Annotated in this window: 22 protein-coding genes; 14 read left to right on the top strand and 8 right to left on the bottom strand. The window is 70.2% G+C overall.

Annotated elements, in window-relative coordinates:
• Positions 1 to 18: 18 nt before the first annotated feature.
• Positions 19 to 2,139 (bottom strand): hypothetical protein, encoded by a 2,121-nt coding sequence (locus tag EDD27_RS53130; protein ID WP_127940255.1) that lies wholly within the window; start codon positions 2,137 to 2,139, stop codon positions 19 to 21.
• A gap of 233 nt (positions 2,140 to 2,372) precedes the next feature.
• Here EDD27_RS53130 and EDD27_RS53135 point away from each other — a divergent pair, with 233 nt between their 5' ends.
• Genes EDD27_RS53135 through EDD27_RS53150 form a run of 4 tightly spaced genes read left to right on the top strand, consistent with a single transcriptional unit; the run spans position 2,373 to position 5,948 of the window.
• Positions 2,373 to 2,924, top strand: a complete 552-nt coding sequence (locus EDD27_RS53135; protein WP_241564747.1) for a MarR family winged helix-turn-helix transcriptional regulator — start codon at positions 2,373 to 2,375, stop codon at positions 2,922 to 2,924.
• Positions 2,908 to 3,843, top strand: coding sequence for a tetratricopeptide repeat protein (locus EDD27_RS53140; RefSeq protein WP_127940256.1), 936 nt, complete (start codon positions 2,908 to 2,910; stop codon positions 3,841 to 3,843). Before EDD27_RS53135 ends, EDD27_RS53140 begins: the two co-directional genes overlap by 17 nt.
• Positions 3,844 to 3,852: 9 nt before the next feature.
• Positions 3,853 to 4,482 (top strand): cytidylate kinase-like family protein, encoded by a 630-nt coding sequence (locus EDD27_RS53145; protein WP_127940257.1) that lies wholly within the window; start codon positions 3,853 to 3,855, stop codon positions 4,480 to 4,482.
• 56 nt (positions 4,483 to 4,538) lie between these two features.
• Positions 4,539 to 5,948, top strand: a complete 1,410-nt coding sequence (locus EDD27_RS53150; protein WP_127940258.1) for an NAD-dependent malic enzyme — start codon at positions 4,539 to 4,541, stop codon at positions 5,946 to 5,948.
• A gap of 434 nt (positions 5,949 to 6,382) precedes the next feature.
• On the opposite strand, the gene EDD27_RS53155 is transcribed toward EDD27_RS53150, so the two are convergent.
• The 3 genes from EDD27_RS53155 to EDD27_RS53165 are packed head-to-tail and all read right to left on the bottom strand — an operon-like array spanning position 6,383 to position 7,710.
• Positions 6,383 to 6,883 carry a hypothetical protein gene (locus EDD27_RS53155; protein ID WP_241564748.1) on the bottom strand — a complete coding sequence of 167 codons (501 nt, stop codon included), beginning with the start codon at positions 6,881 to 6,883 and terminating at the stop codon, positions 6,383 to 6,385.
• A gap of 25 nt (positions 6,884 to 6,908) precedes the next feature.
• Positions 6,909 to 7,232: a MerR family transcriptional regulator gene (locus EDD27_RS53160; protein WP_127940259.1), complete on the bottom strand. Its 324-nt coding sequence runs from the start codon at positions 7,230 to 7,232 to the stop codon at positions 6,909 to 6,911.
• A 49-nt stretch (positions 7,233 to 7,281) separates the two neighbouring features.
• On the bottom strand, positions 7,282 to 7,710 hold the full coding sequence (locus EDD27_RS53165; RefSeq protein WP_127940260.1) for an Hsp20/alpha crystallin family protein: 429 nt from the start codon (positions 7,708 to 7,710) through the stop codon (positions 7,282 to 7,284).
• Positions 7,711 to 7,901: 191 nt separating this feature from the next.
• Between EDD27_RS53165 and EDD27_RS53170 the strand changes: the two genes are divergently transcribed.
• Genes EDD27_RS53170 through EDD27_RS53180 form a run of 3 tightly spaced genes read left to right on the top strand, consistent with a single transcriptional unit; the run spans position 7,902 to position 10,906 of the window.
• Positions 7,902 to 9,044: a COG1470 family protein gene (locus tag EDD27_RS53170; protein WP_241564951.1), complete on the top strand. Its 1,143-nt coding sequence runs from the start codon at positions 7,902 to 7,904 to the stop codon at positions 9,042 to 9,044.
• A 1-nt stretch (position 9,045) separates the two neighbouring features.
• The gene (locus EDD27_RS53175) at positions 9,046 to 9,975 is read left to right on the top strand and encodes an ABC transporter ATP-binding protein (RefSeq protein ID WP_127940262.1); all 930 of its coding nucleotides are present in this window, start codon (positions 9,046 to 9,048) and stop codon (positions 9,973 to 9,975) included.
• Positions 9,962 to 10,906 carry an ABC transporter permease gene (locus EDD27_RS53180; protein ID WP_127940263.1) on the top strand — a complete coding sequence of 315 codons (945 nt, stop codon included), beginning with the start codon at positions 9,962 to 9,964 and terminating at the stop codon, positions 10,904 to 10,906. The genes EDD27_RS53175 and EDD27_RS53180 overlap by 14 nt, the downstream gene beginning before the upstream one ends.
• Here the strand turns inward: EDD27_RS53180 and EDD27_RS53185 are convergent.
• The 3 genes from EDD27_RS53185 to EDD27_RS53195 form a co-directional block, all read right to left on the bottom strand.
• Positions 10,903 to 12,468 (bottom strand): glycerol-3-phosphate dehydrogenase/oxidase, encoded by a 1,566-nt coding sequence (locus EDD27_RS53185; RefSeq protein WP_127940264.1) that lies wholly within the window; start codon positions 12,466 to 12,468, stop codon positions 10,903 to 10,905. The genes EDD27_RS53180 and EDD27_RS53185 overlap by 4 nt on opposite strands.
• Before the next feature lie 10 nt (positions 12,469 to 12,478).
• Positions 12,479 to 13,945 carry a glycerol kinase GlpK gene (gene glpK, locus EDD27_RS53190; protein ID WP_127940265.1) on the bottom strand — a complete coding sequence of 489 codons (1,467 nt, stop codon included), beginning with the start codon at positions 13,943 to 13,945 and terminating at the stop codon, positions 12,479 to 12,481.
• A gap of 87 nt (positions 13,946 to 14,032) precedes the next feature.
• Positions 14,033 to 14,782, bottom strand: a complete 750-nt coding sequence (locus EDD27_RS53195) for an IclR family transcriptional regulator (RefSeq protein ID WP_127940266.1) — start codon at positions 14,780 to 14,782, stop codon at positions 14,033 to 14,035.
• A gap of 237 nt (positions 14,783 to 15,019) precedes the next feature.
• On the opposite strand from EDD27_RS53195, the gene EDD27_RS53200 reads away from it, so the two are divergent.
• Entirely contained in the window at positions 15,020 to 15,631 is a 612-nt protein-coding gene (locus EDD27_RS53200) for a TetR/AcrR family transcriptional regulator (RefSeq protein WP_127940267.1), read from the top strand.
• Between the two features lie 120 nt (positions 15,632 to 15,751).
• Positions 15,752 to 16,330, top strand: coding sequence for a YqgE/AlgH family protein (locus EDD27_RS53205; protein ID WP_127940268.1), 579 nt, complete (start codon positions 15,752 to 15,754; stop codon positions 16,328 to 16,330).
• Here EDD27_RS53205 and EDD27_RS53210 read toward each other — a convergent pair.
• Positions 16,327 to 16,950: a TetR family transcriptional regulator gene (locus EDD27_RS53210; RefSeq protein WP_164904169.1), complete on the bottom strand. Its 624-nt coding sequence runs from the start codon at positions 16,948 to 16,950 to the stop codon at positions 16,327 to 16,329. The two genes, EDD27_RS53205 and EDD27_RS53210, sit on opposite strands and share 4 nt — an antisense overlap.
• A 157-nt stretch (positions 16,951 to 17,107) precedes the next feature.
• Between EDD27_RS53210 and EDD27_RS53215 the strand changes: the two genes are divergently transcribed.
• The 5 genes from EDD27_RS53215 (at position 17,108) to EDD27_RS53235 (ending at position 22,637) form a co-directional block, all read left to right on the top strand.
• Positions 17,108 to 18,715 carry an MFS transporter gene (locus EDD27_RS53215; RefSeq protein ID WP_127940270.1) on the top strand — a complete coding sequence of 536 codons (1,608 nt, stop codon included), beginning with the start codon at positions 17,108 to 17,110 and terminating at the stop codon, positions 18,713 to 18,715.
• 123 nt (positions 18,716 to 18,838) lie between these two features.
• Entirely contained in the window at positions 18,839 to 19,099 is a 261-nt protein-coding gene (locus tag EDD27_RS53220) for a DUF3039 domain-containing protein (protein WP_127940271.1), read from the top strand.
• A gap of 78 nt (positions 19,100 to 19,177) precedes the next feature.
• Entirely contained in the window at positions 19,178 to 20,056 is an 879-nt protein-coding gene (locus tag EDD27_RS53225; protein ID WP_127940272.1) for a zinc metalloprotease, read from the top strand.
• A gap of 26 nt (positions 20,057 to 20,082) precedes the next feature.
• Complete coding sequence (locus tag EDD27_RS53230; RefSeq protein ID WP_241564750.1) at positions 20,083 to 21,468, top strand: MFS transporter; 1,386 nt, start codon at positions 20,083 to 20,085, stop codon at positions 21,466 to 21,468.
• A 251-nt stretch (positions 21,469 to 21,719) separates the two neighbouring features.
• Positions 21,720 to 22,637: a hypothetical protein gene (locus tag EDD27_RS53235; RefSeq protein WP_127940274.1), complete on the top strand. Its 918-nt coding sequence runs from the start codon at positions 21,720 to 21,722 to the stop codon at positions 22,635 to 22,637.
• Positions 22,638 to 22,654 lie beyond the last annotated feature (17 nt).

Here is a 22,654-nt window from a genome sequence, read left to right on the forward strand (position 1 = left end):
CTACCCGCTGGTCGATCATCAGTGCCAGCCGTTTGGTGACATCTCCGATTCCGTCACGACCGCCGGTGCCCACCCGGACCCGGACACGCCGGGCGCCCACCCGGCCTCTGACGTCGTACGCGACCAGCCGCCCAGTGCGCCGCCCACCTGCCACCCGTGAACCGGCACCACGCGCTCGGCCCGGCCCTGAGGCCCGTCGCCCTGCACGCCGCGTGACCCGCCGCCCTGGCCCACGGTGGTCCCGCCGCCCTGGGTGCCGCCTTGCGTGCCGCGTGATCCGCTGCCCTGACCGACGATCGACCCGCCGCCCTGCCCGCTGGGTGCCCGGCCACCATCAGGCCCGCCGCCGTGGTCGTCGTTCCCGCCGCCATCTCCAGCGCGTGACCCGCTGCCCTGCCCGTCACCCTGGTCGCCCCGCGGCTCGCCGCCGTGCCTGTCGCCCCCGCCGCCTTGTCCGGCGTGCGGCCCGCCGGCCTGCCCGGCCTGCGGCCCGCTGCCCTGACCGCCGTGCGCCATGCCGCCCTGTCCGCCGTGCCCCACGCCGCCCTGCGACGTGCTCGACGCCCATCCGGCGGTCGGCGCGCCCGGTGTCGCCCAGCCTGCCGCGACGGGCGTGCCGCCGGCCGCCGCGGACCCTCGCGCCGCGCCGCCGGACGTGGCGGCCTGCCCGGGCGCTGCCGCAACCCCGCCGTCCGCGGACGCATGCCCGGGCGGCCACTGCACGGAGGTGTGCGGTGGCGCCCACTGCGTGGCGCCCTGCGGTGGCGTCCACCCCATCGCGGCGCCCGGGCCCAGCGTGCTCGGCACCGTGCTCGTCGCCGGCGTCCCACTGGGGTCCGGATACACCGGATAAACCTGCGTGGACTCCGGTGCCGGCCGCACCGGCGGCGAGGCCAGCGCGGGCCGCCCCGGTCCGCCGCCGAAATGCGTGCTCGACAGCCCGCAGTTCTGGAAGTCGCTGTAGAACATGCGCAACCACTCCCGCCGCTGGTGCTCGCTCAGCCACGAGAACCACGACGCCGCGTACTGGTGCTCCGGCAGCGGCCCTCCAGGCAGCGGCTCCCCGCGCAGCCAGGCCATCACGATCTCCCGGTAGCCGTCCGCCACCGTGCCCGGGCATTTGGCGGCCAGCGAGTCGATGTACTCGTACGCCGCCTCCTCGGCGAACCCCGCGGAAAGATCGGGCACGTGGATCGGCGCCAGCCCGGTGGACGGCTTCAGCTCGTCGTCCAGCGGCCGCTGCTCCACCCGCGTGAACGCCGCCGGCGTCCCGGCCAGCCGCGAGGCGATCTGCGTGAACGCGGCCCCGAGCTCGGTCAGCCCCGCCCGCATCCCAGGATGGACACACACCGTAATCGGCCACTCCTGGCAGCTGTACGCGATGTCCTCGGCGGCGGCCGGCTTGGCCTGGGTCAGCACCCGCGACACGCCCATCCCTGCGGCCAGCACCGCCAGGAGCGCGCACGCCAACACCATCGCCTGCCTGGTCACCAGCGCCGCCCAGCCGAGCAGCAGCGCCGCCGTGATGCCCAGCAGCCAGATCGTCTGGTCGAAGAAGGGCGCCCCGCTCAATCCCTGGAACAAGTCGTACGGCTCGCCGGTGCCGGGCGCCAGCTTGTCGGCCCAGCCCCGGTCGTCGGCCAGCCACGAGAACGCCCCGTAACAGGCCAGCCCGGCCAGCGGCGGTGTGAACGTCCTGGGCAGCACCCAGCCGGCCACCCACCCGATCACCGAGTACAACGCCAGCCCCGCCATGCCCATGCCGAGCCCCGACAGGCTCAGCCGGCCCGCCTGGTCGGTGAGCACCGTCTTGATCGCCAGCACCAGCACCGTCGCCCCGAACGACCCCAGCACCACCAGCACGATAGCCAGCGGCGCCTTGAGCGCCCGCCACGTCGTGAGCGAGCGGCCGCGCAACGCCCTGCGCTTGCGCAACGCCACCCACGCGGCGAAGGCCGCGGCCACAGGCCCGGTCAACCGGAGCGAGCCGATGACCGCGGCCACGATGTTCTCCCACGCGTCCACGCCTGGGATGAGGACGTTCCACGCCGCGACCAGGCCGACAGCCAGCAGCACGGCAACCGTGACTGCCGCGCTCTGCTTCAGCTCCTCTCGTGAAACGCCCGCGTGCTCACGCACCCTTGATCCCGTTGTTGCACTTCATCAAGCACCCCCGTGCCCCTCGGCAAGACGGAAAACGATCAGTCCAGCCGGTCCCCACAGGCTGAATGGACTTGGCTTCCGCGTCACCATCCGTACGAGAACCATAACTGAGCGTGATGGTTGACGTCCGGATTCTTGGTCAAGCAAGTACGCCTGTCGCTCCAGGTAGTCGGAACGAATCGGGACGACAGGCGCGCTACCGTAGCGCTGTGTCCCAGCCGAAGCCGCTCAACCTGCCGTTCGACCCGATCGACCGCGCCGCGGAGAGCTGGCGCGCGCACTTCGGGCCCTCATCCGCCATGGCCGCCGTGACCTCGATCATGAGAGCGCATCAGATCCTGCTGTCGCAGCTTGACTCGCTCCTGAAGCCCTATGACCTGACTTTCGCCCGATATGAGGCGCTGGTCCTGCTGACGTTCAGCAAGACAGGGGCGCTCCCGCTGTCGAAAATCGGCGAACGGCTCATGGTCCATCCCACCAGCGTCACCAACACGGTGGACAGGCTGGAGAAATCCGGATTCGTCTGCCGCCTTCCCAATCCGCGCGACGGACGTGGCGTGCTGGCCGAGATCACCGCCGCGGGCAAAGATGTCGTGCGGCGTGCCACGCGGGATCTGATGGCCGCGGAATTCGGTCTCCCCATGTACGCCGAGGACGAACTCCACCAGATGTTCGAGCTGCTGCGTACGCTCAGGATCGCGGCGGGTGACTTCGCGGTCCCGCCGATGCGGCAAGATGAAGAGCATGGCGGACTTCTCTAGGCCCGGGTCGCTCTACGGAGCGATAGATCTGGGCGCGCGCAAGCAGGCACTGGAGGCGCAGGCCCGGCGGGAGGCAGCAGGTCCCCAGACGGGCGCGGCGGCCTCGATCGTCGACGTGACCGAGGAGACGTTCACGACCGACGTCATCGACCGGTCGATGAGACTGCCGGTCGTGCTCGACCTCTGGTCTCCCAGGGCGCCGGGCAGCGCCCAGCTGAGCCCGGTGCTGGAGAAGGTCGTCGGCGACCTCGGCGGCCGGGTCGTGCTGGCCAAGGTCAACGTCGACGCCAGCCCGCAGATCGCCCAGGCGCTGCGCGTGCAGGCCGTCCCGACCGTGCTGGCCATCTTCCAGGGGCAGGCCGTCACCGGCTTCCAGCAGGTGCTGCCGGAGCAGGAGGTGCGCCGCTGGCTCGACGAGCTGATGAGCGCGGTCGAGCAGTTCTACCAGGCCAATCCCGACGCCCGGCCGCCTGCGGCCGGCGAGGAGGAGGCGCCTGCGGGCCCGCCCATCGACCCCGACCTGGCCGCCGCCGAGCAGGCGATCGAGAGCGGCAACATGGACGCTGCGGCTGAGGCCTACGAGCGGCTGCTGGCCCGCTCTCCCGGCAACGAGGACGCCAAGATGGGTCTGGCGGGCGTCAGTCTGATCAAGCGCACGGAGGGCGTCGACCCCGCCGACGTCCAGCGGCGGCTGCAGGACCCCGCCGACCTGGACGCGCAGCTGCTCGCCGCCGACCTGGAGATGTTGTCGGGCTCGGTGGACGAGGCGTTCAACCGCGTCATCGCCGTGGTCAAGCGCACCTCGGGCGACGAGCGCGACAAGGCCAGGCGTCATTTGCTCGGATTGTTCGACGCGTTGCCCGCAGAAGACCCATCTTTGGCGAAAGCACGTAGAGCTTTGGCGAGCGCCCTGTTCTAACCTGGGCATATGCGGGTCGTCACCATATCGGCGACATACGGCACGGCCGGGGGCCAGATCGGCCCGGCCGTGGCCGAGCGGCTCGATGTGCCCTTCGTCGACCGGGCCATTCCCAGCGCCGTCGCCCAAGAGCTCGGCTGCACGCTGGAGGAGGCGCTCGCCCACGATGACCGTGCCGAGCACGGCCTCGGCAGGCTCCTGTCAGGGGCGATGCGGTTGCCGACGGTCACGTTCGGCGGCGTGGACATGTATGTTCCCGGCGCGATGCCGCTCGCGCCCGAGGAGTTCGTGCGCCGTACCGAGCGCATCATGCGGGAGACCGCCCGCACTCAGGGCGGCGTTTTTCTGGGCCGGGCAAGCGCCGTGGTCCTCGCCGACCACCCCGGCGCGTTGCACGTCCGGCTCGACGCCCCGGTCAAACGACGGATCCGGCAGACGGCCACGCTGGGCGAGGTCAGCGAGCGCGAAGCCCGCCGGATCATCGAGGACAACGACCGGGCCCGGATGGCCTACTGGCGCACCTTCTACCGCACCGATCCGTCGGACGCGTGTCAATATCATCTGGTCGTGGACAGCACCACGATTCCCGTTTCGACGTGCGTCGACCTGATCGTCACCGCCGCCGAGGCACTGGATTGACCTGACTCCCCCTAACATGGGAGGACTTCTTGGTCAGTCCCGAAGGAGCGATTGACGTGGCGACCGTCCCCAGTGTGTCTTACTCCATCACCGTGCGGCTCGAGGTGCCCGCAGGCGGCAAGGCCGTCAGCCAGCTCACCCATGCTGTAGAGACCGCCGGAGGCGTGGTGACCGCCCTCGACGTCACCAACGCCGGCCACGAAAAGCTTCGCATCGACGTGACCTGCGCCGCCCGGGACACCGACCACGCCCAGGCCATCGTCGACCAGCTCGAGGCCGTCGAGGGCGTCGTCATCCACAAGGTGTCCGACCGCACGTTCCTCATGCACCTCGGCGGCAAGATCGAGATGGTGTCGAAGGTGCCGCTGCGTAACCGCGACGAGCTGTCGATGGCCTACACGCCGGGCGTGGCGCGTGTGTCGATGGCGATCGCGCGCAACAAGGAGGACGCGCGGCGCCTGACCATCAAGCGCAACACCGTTGCCGTGGTCACGGACGGCTCCGCCGTGCTGGGGCTGGGCAACATCGGCCCGGAGGCGGCGCTGCCGGTCATGGAGGGCAAGGCGGCGCTGTTCAAACGTTTCGCGGGCATCGACGCCTGGCCGATCTGCCTGGACACGCAAGACGTGGACGAGATCGTCCGTACCGTGCAGGTGATCGCGCCGGGGTTCGGCGGGATCAACCTGGAGGACATCGGCGCGCCGCGCTGCTTCGAGGTGGAGCGGCGGCTGCGCGAGCTGCTCGACATCCCCGTCTTCCATGACGACCAGCACGGGACCGCGATCTGCGTGCTGGCGGCGCTCACCAACGCGCTGCGGGTCGTGAACAAGGGCATCGAGAACGTCAAGATCACCATGGCGGGCGCGGGCGCGGCCGGGAACGCCGTGCTGCGGCTGCTGCTCGCGGCGGGGGCGCGCAACGTGATCGTGTGCGACTATCTTGGCGCCGTGCACAAGGGGCGTGACGACCTCGACGAGTCGCTGCGCTGGATCGCCGAGCACACGAATGCCGAGGGATACGCCGGGGACCTGCGTGGGGCGATCAAGGGGGCCGACGTGTTCGTCGGGGTGTCCGCGCCGGGCATCCTGACCGGGGACGACATCGCGACGATGGCCAAGGACGCGGTGGTGTTCGCGCTGGCCAACCCGGAGCCCGAGGTGTCGCCCGATGACGCGCGCGAGCACGCGGCCGTGGTGGCGACCGGGCGGTCCGACTACCCCAACCAGATCAACAACGTGCTGGCCTTCCCCGGCGTCTTCCGGGGGCTGCTGGACGCGCAGGCCGGTGGGGTGACGCAGGAGATGTTGCTGGCGGCGGCCGGCGCGCTGGCCGCGGTCGTCTCGCCGGAGGAACTGGGGCCCAACTACATCGTCCCGAGCGTGTTCCACCCGGATGTGGCGGGAGCGGTGGCCGCGGCGGTGCGCGAATCCGCCGGGGGGCGCGCGAGAGGCTTCACTGAGGCATAAAGACATTTTGTCTTTTACGGCGGGGCCACCGGCGCGCCAGACGCCGCACTTCGGCTGATGGCCCTCCAGGGAGACGCCCTCTGAGCCCTTCACCGGTGGCCCGCCGTAACGGCGCATCCTTGGCCGGGTTCCGTGGTTCCCATCTTGGCCGCCGCACACTGTCCCACCGCCGGAAGGCCCGCCCCGGCATCCGGCCTGTGCTCACGCACCGGACCCGGACTTGCGGGTGCCGCCCGCCGGGTGGCTCTCCCCGTGCCGGCTGTCACGTCGGCAGGGCGGCGTTGTGGGGTGCGGGGCTCTGTGGGGCGGGCGCTTGCGTGCGCGGACGTGTCGCTGCGGGAGAAGGTGCGGCTGGGGTGCCTGTTGCCTGAGCTTGGGCGTTGAGGGCTGGGGGCGTGAGGGCGCGCTCGGGAGGGGCCGGTTGACGCGTGGTGTTATGAGGCGGCGTCGGCTCGCTGGGTGATGGCGGGCATGAGGCGGTAGCTCTCCTGGAAGACCAGGTTGTGGGCGTCGCCCGCGGCGATCACGCGGAGCGTGTCGATCTGCGCCTGGGCGTCCGCGGCGTCGAAGATGTTCATCGGCCAGTCTCCGACGGTGTTGCCCCGTAGGTGCGGGTGGTGGAATCCGGCGCCGTAGTGGGCGACGACCGCGATGGGCTGGGCGTGGCAGGCGCGTTGCTCCGGCCACGTCAGCGACCACATCGCGTTGAGCCCGCCCTCCTTCGACCTGGTGACCCCGCTGGCCACCACCTCGCCCGTGCCGAGCAGCAGGTCGGCGTTGAGCTCCTCCAGCGTCGTCCTCGCCACGGGGTCGAGCAGCTCGACCGCCGTGACGAACACTCTCTCCTTGTCATCCCGCGAAACGGCCCGGCCGTGGTTGCCGTCACGCAGATCGCGGAAGTGGCGGATCAGGGCTTCGTTCATGGGAGTACGCATGCCTACCCCCTTCCCCGCGGATGGGTCAGGAGTCGTGCTCTCGCTGTTCAAGCCGGGCGTACGCGGCGGCCAGCTGCTCGCGCAGCCTGGCGACTTCGTGTTCGAGCTCCAGGATGCGCCGGATCGCGATGAGCGTCATGCCCTCGTCCGCCATGCGCGTGACGTGCTGGACGGTCATGATGTCGCGGCGCGAGTAGCGCCGCTGGCCTCCCTCGGAGCGGCTCGGGGTGACGACGTCGTGCTGGTCGAGCCGGCGCAGGTAGGCCTGCTGCACGTTGAGCATGCTCGCCACTTGGCTCATGGAGTAGAGAGGGGCGTGCTCGTCGTCGAACGGGAGCTTGGACATCATGGCTCTTCAACGTAGGGGACGGGCGTCCGGCCCGTCCCCTGACACGACGTCAAGCGTGGATGGCCTTGACGTCACCGTGCTGGATCTCGACCTTGCGGGGTCTCGCGCGTTCGAGCACCGGGATGCGCAGCGTCAGCACGCCGTTGTCGTAGTGGGCGTCGATCCGCTCGCTGTCGAGGTGCTCGGACAGGTAGACCCGCCTGGTGAAGGCGCCCATGGGGCGCTCGCGGACGAACACCCGCTCGTCCTCGCCGATCTCCTCCTCGCGCCGGGCGCTGACGCTGAGGACGCCGCGGTCCACGGTCACCTCGATGGAGCCTGGCTCGATGCCCGGCAGGTCGAAGCGCAGGACGACGTCGTCGTCACGGCGCAGCCCGTCCATGGGCATGCCCGAGCCAGGGGCGAAGGCCTGCTGCGTCAGACGGTTGAACTGGCGCTCCAGCTCTTGGACGAACGGGTCGATCGACGTCAACAGCATCGGTTACCTCCTTGCTCGCTCGCTCTCGAGGGTCAAACCTGCAATCCAAGTTGGAGGTTAGCCACCTATGCGACGCCATGCAACTTCACTTGAGCAAAAGCTCAGTTCGGGTCTTGCGAAAAACTGCAGACAGAGTTATAAGTTTCCTCGATTCAGGCAGAGAGATAGCTGACCCGAACGGACGACTGGTGATGAGGCCGCTCTTCCGCTTCCTGCCGTACGCCCTCGTGGCCCTGTTAGCTCTGGGCACGCTCAACGCGTCCCCCGCGTACGCGCAGACACTCACGCTGACCACGCCCTATCCCTCACTCGAAGTGGAGCCGGGCGAGAACGTCTCCCTCGATCTCGACGTCAGCGGCTCGCCCGCGGGCCAGGTGGAGCTCGACGTCGACGCACCCAAAGGCTGGAAGACCACCTTGCGGGGCGGCGGATACGTCGTCTCCAGCGTGCACGCGGGCAAGGCCGAGGTCACGCTGGACGTGGCCGTGCCGGCCGAGGCCAAGGGCACACACAAGGTGACGGTGACCGCGGAGCGAGCCGGGGGAGAGCGTGCCAGGCTGCCGCTGACCCTCACCGTGCGCGGCACGGGCGCGCAGGCCGCCGTCGGCCTGGAGGCGGAGTTCGCCAAGCTGACCGGCAAGGCGAGCGACACCTTCAGCTACACCGTCACGCTCCGCAACGACGCACCCAAGACCACGACGTTCGCCCTGGCGGTCCAGGGGCCCTCAGGCTGGAACGTCTCCGCCAACCCCAGCTCCCAGCAGCGGGCCACCACGGTGAAGGTCGATGGCGGCAGCACGGCGACGATCAACGTCAGCGCCGACCCGCCGGACGACGTTGCCGCCGGCGCGTACCCCATCCGTCTTGGCGTGACCGGCGGCGGGCGGCAGGCGGCCGCCGAGCTGACCGCCGAGGTCACCGGCACGGTCGAGCTCGAGCTCAGCACGCCGGAGGACCGGCTCAACGCCTCCGGCTCCACCGGCCAGCGCACCAGGGTGCCGCTGGTGCTCACCAACAAGGGCACGACCCCGCTGGCCGGCGTGACGTTGTCGGCGTCACCGCCGAGCGGCTGGGAGGTGACGTTCGAGCCGAAGACGGTGGACGTCGCGCCGCAGCAGCAGGCCCGGGTGACCGCGGTGATCGCGCCGTCCGACGACGCCGTCACCGGGGACTACATGGTCACGCTCACCGCGGAGAAGGACGGCCAGCGCTCCGAGGCCGACATCCGCTACACCGTCGAGACCTCCCGCTGGTGGGGGCTGGCCGGCGTGCTGGTCATCATGGCCGTCGCCGGCGGCCTGTGGTGGGTCTTCCGCACCTTCGGAAGGCGCTGACATGGACGCCGCCGTCATCTCCATCGAAGGGCTGACCAAGCGGTACGGCCAGGTGGAGGCGGTCCGCGAGCTCCACCTGGAGGTACGGCGAGGCGAGGTGTTCGGCCTGCTCGGCCCCAACGGCGCGGGCAAGACCACGACGATACTCACCCTGCTCGGCCTGGCCGAGCCCACCTCCGGCACCGTGCGCGTGCTCGGCCTCGACCCGGCCCGCGAGGCCGCCAAGGTCAAGCGGCAGGTCGGCTACGTCCCCGACGCCGTCGGCTTCTACCCCAACCTCACCGCCCGGCAGAACCTGCGCTACACCGCCAGGCTCAACGGCATCGCCGACGCCGAGGACCGCATCGCCCGGCTGCTGGAGCAGGTCGGGCTCGGCCACGCCGCCGACCGGCGCGCCGGCACCTACTCCCGGGGCATGCTCCAGCGCCTCGGCATCGCCGACGCCCTGGTCAAGAGCCCGTCGGTGATGATCCTCGACGAGCCCACGATCGCCATCGACCCGGACGGCGTGCGGCAGGTGCTGGCGCTGATCCGCGAGCTGCGCGACCAGCACCAGATGACCGTGCTGCTCTCCTCGCACCTGCTCTACCAGGTGCAGGAGGTCTGCGACCGGGTCGGGATCTTCGTACGGGGCCGCCTGGTGGCGGTCGGCTCGGTCGAGGAGCTGGCCGCCCGCCTGGCGGGTGGGCGTACGGTGCTCGAGGTCGGCGTGGCGGGCGACGCCGGCGCGGCGGCCCGCCGCCTGGCCGAGCTGGACGGCGTGCGGGACGTGGACAGGGAGGGCGACCTCCTGCTGGCCGTGTGCGAGGGCGATTCCCGCGGGCACATCGCCGGCGCGCTCACCGGCGCCGGCCACACGCTGCTGCACCTGCGGCAGCGCAGCAGCCACCTGGACGAGATCTACCACCGGTACTTCCATGAGCAGAACTGACACACTCAGGACGGGTTGGCGGGTGGTGGCACGCAAGGAGATCGCCGACCACCTGCACTCGGCGCGGTTCTTCGTCGTGGCCGCGCTGCTGACGATCACCGGGGTCGCCGCGGTGTACGCGGCCGGCGGCCGGATCAGGGACGTCGCCTCCCAGGCCGCCGACGACCCCTCCTTGTTCCTCAAGCTGTTCACCGTCGCGATCGAGAACACGCCGTTCGCGTTCGTCAACTTCGTCGCCCTGATCGGCCCGCTGCTCGGCATCGCCTTCGGCTTCGACGCCGTGAGCTCCGAAAGGTCGCAGCGCACGCTGCCGCGCCTGCTGGCCCAGCCGATCCACCGGGACGACGTGGTCAACGGCAAGTTCGCCGGTGGGCTGGCCGTCATCGGGATGTTGCTCACCGCGCTCATGCTGCTGGTGGCCGCGGTCGGGGTGGTCAGGCTGGGCATCGTGCCGAGGCCCGAGGATCTCGGGCGCCTGCTGGTCTACCTCGTGGTCTCGATCGTGTACATCGGCGTCTGGCTCGCCTTCGCGCTCATGTTGTCGATCGTGCTCCAGCGTGCTGCCACGGCGGCGCTGACCGCCATCGGCACGTGGCTGGTGTTGTCGCTGCTCGCGGCGCTGATCGTGCAGATGGCGGCGGGCATGCTGGCCGAGCCGGGGAGCGTGGAGCACGCGGGGCTGCAGCAGGCGCTCGGCCGCGCCTCGCCCGCCATCGTGTACGAGGAGGTCACCGCCGCGCTGCTCACGCCCGAGCTGCGCACGCTGGGCGTGATCCTGCCGGAGCAGGCCTTCCGCGCGGTGCCCGGTCAGCTGCCCCTCGGGCAGAGCGTCCTGCTGGTCTGGCCCCAGCTGGCCGGGCTGGTGGCGCTGGCCGCGGTTGTGTTCGCCGTGGCCTACATCGCGTTCCTCCGCCAGGAGGTGCGGGTCTAGGGCTTCAGTGCCTCTCCCAGCAGTTGTGCGATCTTGGCGCGTACGTCGGCCGTGTCGAGGCCGCGTACGGTGAGCGTCGTGCGGCGGCGTACGACGTCGTCCACCGTGGCCGCCCACTCGTGGTCGCGAGCGTAGAGCGCCTGCGCCCAGATGTCCGGCCCGTCCGGGTGGATGCGCTCGCCCAGCGCCGGGTCCTCCCGGATGAGCCTGGCCAGGTCGAACGCGATCGACCCGTAGTGCGTGGCCAGATGCCTGGCCACCAGGGGATCCATGCGGGCGCCCCGCTCCCGGTCCGTCCACAGCCGCATGGCGACCGCGTCCGGGCTGGCCAGCCCGGGCAGTGGCACGACGGGCAGGATGTCGGCCAGATCGTCGCCCAGCGGCCGCCCCGGGAGGTGGGCGAGCGTGTCGAGCACGTGCCTGCCGATGTGCCGGTAGGTCGTCCACTTGCCGCCCGCGACCGACAACATGCCGCCCTTGCCCCGGGTCACCACGGTCTCCCGCTTGGCCGCCGCCACCTGGCCGGGGCCGCCGGGGAGCACGCGCAGCCCGGCGAAGGCGTAGGTGATGTCCTCACGCCTGAGCTGCTCCTCGCGTACGGAGTGCCCGGCCTCGTCGAGGATCTGCGCAATGTCGGCCTCGGTGGGCCGCACCTCGGCCGGGTCGCCCTCGTACGCCTCGTCGGTCGTGCCGAGCAGCAGGTGGTCCTCCCACGGGATGGCGAACGACACCCGGTATTTGTCGATCGGCGTGGTCAGCGCGGCCTTCCACGGCTCGTGGCGGCGCAGGACCAGGTGCGCGCCCTTGGACAGCCGGATGCTCGGGTCCGCGTCCGGGTCCTCCATCCGCCGCAGGTGGTCCACCCACGGCCCGGTGGCGTTGAGGACCAGCCGGGCGGAGACCCCGAACTCGGTTCCGTCGAGCCGGTCGCGCAGCTCGGCGCCGGTCACGGTGCCTCCGGTCTTGCGCAGGTCGACGACCTCGGCGTGGTTGAGGACGATCGCGCCGGCGTCCACCGCGGCACGCACGGTCATGACCGCGACGCGGCTGTCGTTCATCTGGTGGTCGCCGTAGACGGCGGCGGCCCGCAGGCCCCCGGTGCGGAGCGCGGGCACCTTGGAAACCGCCTGCTGCGGTGTGATCACCTTGCCCATGCCGTCGCCGAACACCGACAGCGCCGAGTACAGGAACACCCCCGCGCCGAGCTTGGCCGCCCCGTGCGGCCCGCCCTTGTAGATCGGCACCAGGAACGTGAGCGGCTTGACCAGGTGGGGCGCGATGTCGGCGGCCAGGGCACGCCGCTCGCGGTGGTTCTCGGCGACCAGCCGGACGTTGCCGGTCTGCAGGTAACGCAGGCCGCCGTGGACGAGCTTGGACGAGGCGCTGGAGGTGGCGCCGGCGAAGTCGCCGGCGTCCACCATCGCCACCCGCAGCCCGGCCTGCGCCGCCATCCAGGTCACCGACGTGCCCAGGATGCCGCCGCCGATCACGAGCAGGTCAAAGGTGGCGCTGGACAGCTCCTCGCGGATCTGTGCGCGCTCGGTCCCCATCGCGATCATCATTGCCATACTCCTACTGCTCCACCCAGTCGAGGGTGCGGGCCACGGCCTTCTTCCAATTGCGGTATTCCCGCTCGCGGTCGGCCTCGTCGATCTCCGGGCGCCACTCGGCGGCCTTGTGCCAGTTGGCGCGCAGGCTGTCGACGTCCGGCCAGTAGCCGGTCGCGAGGCCCGCGGCGTAGGCGGCGCCCAGCGCGGTGGTCTCGGCCACCATGGGCCGGATCACCGGCACCGCGAGCACGTCGGCGAGCGTCTGCATGAGCAGGTTGTTGGCGGTCATGCCGCCGTCGGCGCGCAGCGAGGCCAGGTCGAGACCGGAGTCGGCGTTCATCGCGTCCACGACCTCGCGGGTCTGCCACGCGGTGGCCTCCAGCACGGCCCGCGCGATGTGCCCCTTGTTGACGAACCCCGTCAGCCCCGCGATCACGCCGCGCGCGTCCGAGCGCCAGTGAGGTGCGAACAACCCCGAGAACGCCGGCACGAAATAGCAGCCGCCGTTGTCGTCCACCGTCTTGGCCAGCGTCTCGATCTCGGCGGCGCTGGAGATCAGGCCGAGGTTGTCGCGCAGCCACTGCACCAGGGAGCCGGTGATGGCGATCGCGCCCTCCAGCGCGTACGTGGCCGGTGTGTCGCCGATCTGGTAGCCGACCGTGGTCAGCAGCCCGTGCTTGGAGACGACCGGCTCGTGGCCGGTGTTCATCAGCAGGAAGCTGCCGGAGCCGTAGGTGCTCTTGGTCTCGCCGGGCGCGAAGCAGGTCTGCCCGAACAGCGCCGCCTGCTGGTCGCCGAGCGCCGAGGCCACCGGGAAACCGCCCGGCGTGCGGCCGAAGATCTCGGCGGACGGGCGGATCTCCGGCAACATCGCGCGCGGCACGTCCAGCGCGGCCAGCAACTCCTCGTCCCAGGCCAGCGTGTGGATGTTCATCAGCATCGTGCGGCTGGCGTTGGTGACGTCGGTGATGTGACGGCCGGTGAGGTTCCACAACAGCCAGCTGTCCATCGTGCCGAACAGCACCTCGCCCCGCTCGGCCCGCTCCCGTAGCCCTGGGTGCTCGTCGAGCAGCCAGCGGATCTTCGGGCCGGAGAAGTAGGTGGCCAGCGGCAGCCCGGCCTTCTCCTTGAACAACTGCTCGTGCGCGGCCAGGGCGCGGGTCAGCGGCGCCGTGCGGGTGTCCTGCCAGACGATCGCCGGGCACACCGGCTGCCCGGTCGCCCGGTCCCACAACACGGTGGTCTCGCGCTGGTTGGTGATGCCGAGTGCGGCGATCTGGCCGTCCAGGCCGCCGAGGGCCTCCTCCAGCACCCCCTGCACGGCCTGCCAGATCTCGGCCGCGTCGTGCTCGACCCAGCCCGGCTTGGGGAAGATCTGCCGGTGCTCGCGCTGGGAGACGGAGATGATGTGGCCGGCCTGGTCGAAGACGATGCAGCGGCTGGACGTGGTGCCCTGGTCGATGGCGGCGACGTAATGCGGTCGAGGCACTAGAGTTCCTCGCAAGGTCAGGGTTCGACAATGTCGAACGACGTGAGAAATATTATTCGGTTACCCGGACGCGTTCAACTGTTTTGCTCACCGGGCGAGATCGCGTGTGATCGCGCGGGCCGCGTCGCGTACGTAGGAGACGAACTCCATGTGCAGCCCCCCTTCCGGCGCAAGCCGCTCGACCGCGCCGCGGATGCCGATGGCGCCCACCACGATGCCGCGCGAGTCCTTGATGGGCGCGGCGATGGCCACCTCGCCCTCGGTCAGCTCCTCCATCTCGGCCGCCCAGCCGCGCGTCCTGACCTGCTCCAGCTCGGTCTCCAGGAGGCCGGGGTCGACGATGGTCTTCTTGGTGTGCGGCTGCAGCGGCTGGGGGAGCGTCTCGCCGTACGGGTCGTAGGCGAGCAGGACCTTGCCGAGCGCGCTGGCGTGGGTCGGCAGGTATGTGCCCACCTGGAGCGTCTGCAAGCTGTCGTCGGGCCGGAACACGTGGTGGATCACCAGGACGTGGCCCTCGTGCAGGGTGCCGATCCAGGCGCTCTCCCTGCTGCGGCCGGCGAGCGCGTCGGCCCAGTTGATGGCCCGGGTGCGCAGCTCGTTGACGTCGAGGTAGCTGCTGCCCAGGTGGAGCAGCGTGGCCCCGAGGCGGTATTTCCCCGTGGCCTGGTCCTGCTCGACGAAGCCGACGCGGACGAGCGTGCGCAGGATGCCGTGCAGCGTCCCCTTCGGCAGGCCGAGCGCCCTCGCCAGCTCCGCCACCCCTAGCTGGCGGGGACCGGAGGCGAGCAGCCGCAGGATCGCGGCGGCCCGCTCGACCGACTGAATCGTCTCTCCCACAATCGGCACCCTAGCGCAGTGCGGTTCGGTATTGCCGAACGCGATCGTGGAAAGGCCACGCGGCTCTACAATTGCGCCGGCGGCAACGCTTCCTTTGAGCCACAGCGCAGACAGCCCCGCGCGAACGACGCGGCCGACGGCATGAGCCCAGGAACAGCCCGCGCCGCCCACGCATTACAGCCTAACGGGATAGTCATCCCGTTAGTTGGGCATGCCGTAGTCCACCGAGGAGACTTGATGGAGCAAGCTTCCCGCTCGGCGGGAACCGTGCGGCCTGGTGGCCGTACTGCGCGCGTGCGCGCTGCCGTGCTCGAGGCCACCCAGGACGAGCTGGTCGAGCACGGCTTCCATGGCCTCACCATGGATCAAGTGGCGGCCAGGGCGGGTGTCGGCAAGACCACGGTCTACCGGCGCTGGGGGAGCCCGGCGGGCCTGGTCACCGACCTCATGACCGAGCTGGCAGATCAGTCGTCGCCGCACGCCGACACCGGCTCGATCGAGAGCGACCTGCGGGTCAACGCCCTGGCCGTGTGCGAGGCGGTCAACGACGGGCGGCTCGGGGCCACGTTCCAGGCGATGATCGCCGCCGCCACCTGCGACCGGCAGGCGGCCGACGCCCTGCGGGCCTTCTATCTGCGCCGCATCGAGGAATGGGCCGGCGCCGTGGAGCTGGCCGTCCAGCGGGGCGACCTTCCCCGGGGGACCGACGCCATGGAGGTGATCCGGGCGGTCTCGGCCCCGCTCTACTACCGTCTGGTGGTCACGCGGGAGCCGGTGACGCCGGAGGTCGCCGAACGCTCGGTCCAACGGGCGCTCGCCGCCGCCCGGGCCGGGGCGTTCATCCCCTAGGGGCCGCAGGCACGCGGATCACGACCGGAGCGCCATCTCCTGAGTGCCGATATGAACGCGTAAAGTAACATCGGCGCACTGGGGCAGCGCGAACCCCCTTCGACCCTTCATGATGGATGTATGGCGGAAGCGATCTACGTCGGCGGTTTGTTGGTGGCGACGCCGCTTCTCGACGACCCCAACTTCCGGCGTAGTGTCGTCTTGGTCCTCGAGCACGACCACGACGGCGGCACCCTGGGAGTGGTGCTCAACAGGCCGAGCGACATCTCGGTGACCCAGGTGCTGCCCGTGTGGGACCCGCTGGTGACCGGGCCGCCGGTGCTCTTCGAGGGCGGACCCGTGCAGACCGACAGCGCACTGGCGCTGGCGGCGGTCCCGAGCGGGGAAGAGCCGCTCGGCTGGCGCAGGCTGCACGCCGGCACCCCTGCCGTGTCCCGGCTCGGCACGGTGGACCTGGACGCTCCGCCGGAGATCCTCCAGGGCGAGATCGCGCAGATGCGCATCTTCGCGGGGTACGCGGGCTGGTCCTCGGGACAGCTGGAGAGCGAGATCGCCGAGGGCGCCTGGTATGTCGTCGACTCCGAAGCCGGTGACACCTTCCACGACGATCCCGGCTCGCTCTGGCGGCACGTGCTGCGCAGGCAGCCAGGCGAGCTGGCCTTCGTGGCCACGTGCCCGGACGACCCGACGATGAACTAGCGGTCCGGCCGCTGGAGGTCCCAGCCCGGCTGGAGTGAGCGCTCGGCCAGGTCGATGGTCTCGCCCATGCGGTCGGTGATCTCCACCAGCGTCCCGTCGCGGCGCGGGCACTCGAAGCCCACCCGCAACGTGGACATGGCGAACGCCACGATGAGATGCGAGAGCTGGTCGTTGTCGGGATCGGCGCCCCGGCGCTCGGCCACCAGCTCCGCCAGGCGGCGCTCGGTCTGCGCGCCCCGGGCCACCGACTGGCCGATCAGCCGCGGATTCTCGTCCAGGATCCGGCGCAGTTTCAGGAACCTCGCGGACTCCTCTGGCGTTGACCCCTGCATGTCGCTCAGCACGGCGCGCAGCGCGTGCATGAGCACGGTGAACGGGGGCTCGTCCGCCGGGCGGGACGTCAGGGTCTCCAGCATGATCTCCTCACCGTGGTCGTGGAACCACAGCACCAGGTGATCTTTGCTGGTGAAGTAACGGAAGAAGGTGCGGGGCGAGACGTCGACAGCCCCTGCGATCTGCTCCACCGTGGTCGACTCGTATCCTTGTTCGAGGAACAGGTCCAGCGCCGCGTCCAGGAGCGCCAGGCGCGTCTTTTCCTTCTTACGTTCCCGAAGACCCACAGTGGTCACTCCTTCGAAACCCTTCTGTCACAGTGTGCCACAAGTCATACGATGCCGATTAAAAGTCATTTGTCATCTGTCATCGACTGCCATATATTACCTGAGGCTTACGAGATCTATGCCCTGATGTGGGCGTACGTGTACTGAGGGGGACTTCATGGCGAACGCGAAGGCGGTCGACGCACCGCCATCGCCTGGCTCTGTGAAGACGGGGGCAGGAGGCAATCCGTGGCTGGTGCTGCTGGCCGTCAGCCTCGGCGTCATCATGGTGATGCTCGACGGCACGGTCGTCGGCATCGCCAACCCGTCCATCCAGCTGGACCTGAAGGCCTTGCTGTCCGACCTGCAGTGGGTCACCAGCGGTTACCTGCTGGCCCTGGCGGTCTTCCTGATCACCGCGGGAAAGCTGGGCGACCTGTTCGGGCACAAGAGGGTCTTCCTCATCGGTGTGGGCGGCTTCGCGCTCTCCTCGGTGGGCATCGGCTTCAGCGCCGAACTGGCCGACGTCATTCCCGGCGTCACGCCGGTCGGTGCATTGATCGGCCTGCGCGTGCTTCAGGGTCTGTTCGGCGCGCTGCTCCAGCCCGCCGCCCTGGCGCTGCTGCGTAGTGCGTTCCCCGGTGAGAAGCTGAACCAGGCGATGGGGGCCTGGGGCGCGATCATCGGTCTGTCCAGCGCCGCCGGCCCGATCGTGGGCGGCGTGCTGGTCGAGCAGGCGAGCTGGCAGACGGTCTTCTTCATCAACGCGCCCGTCGGCGTCGTCGCCCTGATCATGGGCATCCTGCTGATCAAGGACAGTCGTGCGCAGACAATGGCCAGGATCGACTGGCTGGGCGTGCTGCTGCTGTCCGGCGCGATGTTCGCGCTCGTCTGGACGATCATCAAGGCGCCCGAGTGGGGCTGGGGTGACAGCACGACCCTGACCTTCGTGGCCGGGTTCGCGGTGCTCATCGGGGCCTTCATCTTCTGGCAGAGCAGGGCTGAGAAACTGGGCAGGCAGCCGCTGGTGCCGCTGTCGCTGTTCAGGAATGTTTCGATCTCCATCGGCACCGTGCTGATGATGATGGTCGCCTTCGCCATGTTCGGCGCGATGTTCTTCCTGGGCTTCTTCTTCCAGGGTGTGCACGGCCTGTCGCCGCTGGAGGCCGGCCTGCGCATGTTGCCGATGAGCGCCGGCATGATCTTCGCTTCGCCGCTGGCCGGCATGGCGCTCGGCAGGTTCGGGCCGAAGATCACGATGGCGGCGGGTCTGCTGGTCACTGCCTTCTCGATGTTCCTCATGTCCAGGCTCAGCATCGACGCGTCGTTCATCGAGAGCGGCATCCCGTTCCTCCTGCTGGCCTTCGGCATGTCGCCGGTCTTCGTGGGCGCCACGGAGATCATCGTCGGCAACGCCCCGGCGGGGTTGACCGGCGTGGCCGGCGGCGTGCAGCAGTCGGCCATGCAGGTCGGTGGCGCGCTCGGCACCGCGGTCCTGGGCGCGGTGATGGCCGCCCAGATCTCCGCCACGCTGCCCGGCCACCTCGGCCCGGCGGCCCAGGGGATCCCGGCCGCACAGCTGGCGGGGCTGGAGAAGGCGGCCGCGTTCGGGACGGCGCCGCCCGGGCTGGGGCAGCCGATCGTGGACGCCGTGCACAACTCGTTCATGGACGGCATGTCCGTGGCCTTCCTCGTCAGCACCGGCATCGCCGTGCTCACCGCCGCCCTGACCCTCTTCGTGAAGGCGGGCCGCAAGACCGAGGGCCAGCCGGTCCACATGGGTTGATCATCGCGTACGGGTACGGCCTCCGCCGCCTGGCGGGGGTCGCATCTGACGACCCCCGCCACGTGGCAGGGGTCGAGCCGCTATGTGGGGTGGCGGTTGCGGTGGGGGCATAAACTTGCTGGGGTGAGCACGAAGATCCTCCCAGAGCAGGAAACCACGCCGCGGACGTCGCACGGCGACGGCGATCATGAGCGATTCGCGCACTACGCGGACAAGCACAAGATCACCGAGAGCATGGTGACGGGCACGCCGATCCGCGCCCTGTGCGGCAAGGTCTGGGTGCCCAGCCGCGACCCCAAGAAATATCCGGTGTGCCCGGAGTGCAAGGAAATCTACGAGAGCCTGCCCGTGGGCGGCGGCGATCAGGGCGGCGACAAACAGTGAGTGTTGCTGAGCGGTAATCCCCCCAGGTGGAGCTACGGTCTGTAGCCAGACCAGCTCATACCGTCATGGGGGTACCGCATGGCCCGGCGCGCGACCGCCGTCTCGTTGGCATGCCTGCTCACAGTGGTGATCGCGCCACCGCTCCAGCTCAGTGCCGCCCGGGCCGCCGTCTGCGCCGGATCTCCGCACAGGAGCACGCCGGGGCCGCGCTCGCCCAAGCCGGAAGACGTGGCCAAGCTCATGGCCGAGCTCGACCGGCGGCTGGCCGGGGTCACGCCGCCCACGACGATCACCGTGCCCACCCGGGTGCACGTCCTCACCCGAGGTGTCCGCAAGGTCTCGGATCAGGCGATCAGGAGCCAGATCGCGGTGCTCAACTCCGCGTACGGCGGCGCCTTCGGCGGCGTGGACACCGGCGTGCGCTTCCGGCTCGACAGCATCTCGGTCAGGGACAACGCCACCTGGTTCACCGATCCCGTGGGTCACGAGCAGCCGATGAAGAACGCGCTGCACAAGGGCGGTGCTGAAACGCTCAACCTCTACATCGCCCAGCTCAGCGAGCTGATGCTGGGCTTCGCCAGCTACCCCTACTGGTACGCGGGCGCGCCCCTGCTCGACGGTGTCGTGATCGACTGGCGCAGCCTGCCCGGTGGCGCGATGACCAACTACAACCGGGGCTTCACCGGCGTCCACGAGATCGGCCACTGGCTCGGCCTGTTCCACACCTTCGAGAACGGCTGCCGGCAGCCCGGCGACGGCATCGACGACACCCCGGCGGAGGCCAAGCCGACCGAGGCGTGCCCGGCGCACAAGGACACGTGCCCTCAGGCCGGGCCAGATCCCACGCGGAACTTCATGGACTACGCCCATGACCGATGCATGGCGGAGTTCACGCAGGGGCAGGCGCGGCGGATGCACGAGATCTGGGCCGCGTACCGGCACACCTCAAAAATTTAGATTGCGCGGCAAATTACGATGTGTGGGTGACAGGACCGAAAGCACTCGACGCTCCCCACAAGACTCCCCGGATCTTCGGCCCGGCCTACCGTACCGCCACCCTTGGCATCCTGCTCGTCATCACGCTCGTGGCCTTCGAGGGCATGTCGGTCGGGGTGGTCATGCCGGACGTCGCCGATGAGCTGGACGCGTTGAACCTTTACGGTCTGAGCTTCTCCGCCTTCCTGATCTCCAGCTTGTTCGCGAACGTGGTCGCCGGGCTCTGGGCGGATCGGCGCGGTTACCCGATGCCGTTCTTGGCCGGGCTGATGCTCTTCGTGGCCGGTATGGGGCTGGCGGGGGCCGCGCAGTCGGCGACGATGTTCCTTGCGGCCCGGGCCGTCCAGGGGCTGGGCGCGGGGGCCTCGATCGTGGCGCTGTTCGTGATGATCGCGAGGGTCTATCCGGCCGAGATGCGACCCAAGGCGTTCGCCGCGATCTCCGCTGCCTGGGTGGTGCCCTCCATGGTCGGCCCGGCCGTCGCGGGATCCGTGGCCGAGCAGTGGGGCTGGCGGTACGTCTTCTACGGGATCATCCCGCTGATCGTGCCCGCGCTGGTGATGCTCGTCCCCGCGCTGCGGAGCCCGCGGTCAGCCGACGTGGCGCCCGGGGACGGCCCGCGGTCGCGGCCGCTGGCGATGACGCTGGCCGCGGCGGCGACGGCCGGTGGCGCCGCGGCGTTGCTGCACGGGGTGGACCGGCTGCACCTGGCTCCCGTCTCGGGTGCTCTGGAGACGGTGGCCGGGCTGGGCTTCCTGATCTACGGCCTGTACCGGTTGCTGCCGCCCGGCGCGTTGCGATTCGTCCGAGGACTGCCCACGACCGTGCTGATGCGCGGGTTCTTCTCGGCCGCCTTCTTCGGGGTGAACTCCTTCATCCCGCTGGCGCTGCAGGAAGTGAGAGGCTTCGATGCGCGGGAGGCCGGGATCGCGCTGACCACGGGGGCGCTCGGCTGGTCGACCGGGTCATACCTGCAGAGCCGGCGGAGCGTGGAGCCGCACCGGAGGCTCAGGGTCGGGGCGGCGAGCCTGACGGGAGGCATCCTGCTGTCCCTGCTGTCTGTTCTGCCGGGGATGAGCGGGTGGGTCGCGGTGCCCGCGTGGATCGTGGCCGGGTTCGGGATGGGACTCGCCATGGCCACCATCAGCGTCACGGTGCTCAAGCAGTCGCCCGAGAACGAGCAGGGCGCCAACTCGGCGGCGCTGTCCGTGACGGACATGCTGGGCTCCGCACTGGCCATCGGGGTCGGCGGGGCGCTGGTCAACCTGATCGGTCACACCTCCGCCGAGATCGCCACCGGGTTCGTCGTCATCTGCCTCCTCATGGCGGCCGTCGGGCTGGCAGCCACGCTGCTCGCCGGGCGCATCCGCTGAATTCCGTCCCTCTTGTCACAGCGATCACGGTTCGCCGGATCCTCTCGGCGAGGAGTGATAGGACAGCGGGACAAGGAGGTGTCATGGAGGGTGATCACCGTGTCTGGCCGCCTCAGCCGGGAGCCAGGCATCGCCGTACTCCTCCAGAGGACACGGAGTCCACGTGGGGCGAGGCTCCGGGGCGCCGGAGCCCGCGCCAGGAGGAGCCGCGTCGAGGGCCCGAGAGTCCCCGGAGGCCGCATCCGCTCGACTTGGACGCGGGGGAGAGCGAAGACCTCGACGAGCCGTGGAACCCGCGCATCCGCAGGACCGCCGACCATGATCCCGGCCCCGGCCCCCATCCGGGTGCGGACTGGCCGCCGGGGGGAAGCCCGGAGCCGCCTGCGGCAGGCTGGGGACGGGGCGTGGAGCACCCGGCGGAACGTGACGACTGGGGACGCGGTCTGGAACGTGACGAGTGGGGACGCGTCCCGGAGCGCGACGACTGGGGACGGAGTCTGCAACAGGACGGCTGGGAGCGGGGGCACGCGAGCAACTCGCCGTTGTCCGCGCCGACATGGGATACGTTGCCGCCGTCCGCGCGGCTCTACGGCACCCCGGTGGACCCCGGAGTGCGCAGGCGCGCCGGAGCACGCCTGTGGCGGCGGTGGGCGGTCGTGCTCGCCGCACTGTTAGCCGGGACGGGCCTGGTGGCGGGGGCGACCGCGGTGGTGTTGCGGATCACCGAGCCGGGCGCGGAGCCGGGCAGGCTGAGCGACGGGCTGGCCGGGGTGACGGCGACGTTGCCGCAGGGCTGGAGAGTGGCCGCGGTGCCACCGGTGACCGGATTCACATCGGTCGTCAGGGACGGAAGCGGCGGCCTGGTCATGGCCAGGCCGGTGCCCGCAGGCGTGGTGGACGCCGAGGAGGCCACGGCCGAGGCGGCGGAGCTCTACTCCAGGCTGCTGCTCAAAGGGGACCGCGTGAGCATCGTCGAGGACAAGGAGATCCCAGGGGGTCACACCCGGGCGCTCCGGGCGGAATACCGGGACGTGGTCAACAGGCCCGCCTTCATGAGAGTGATGCTGATCACTCGCGGCGACCGGGCCGTCCTGCTCCTCGGACTGCTGCAACCCGAGGAAACCGCGCGCAGACAGGCGCTCGACGCCGTCATGATGAGGATCCGATAAGCCGCATAGCACGTGAG

This window comes from Nonomuraea polychroma, from assembly GCF_004011505.1.
Classification (GTDB): domain Bacteria; phylum Actinomycetota; class Actinomycetes; order Streptosporangiales; family Streptosporangiaceae; genus Nonomuraea; species Nonomuraea polychroma.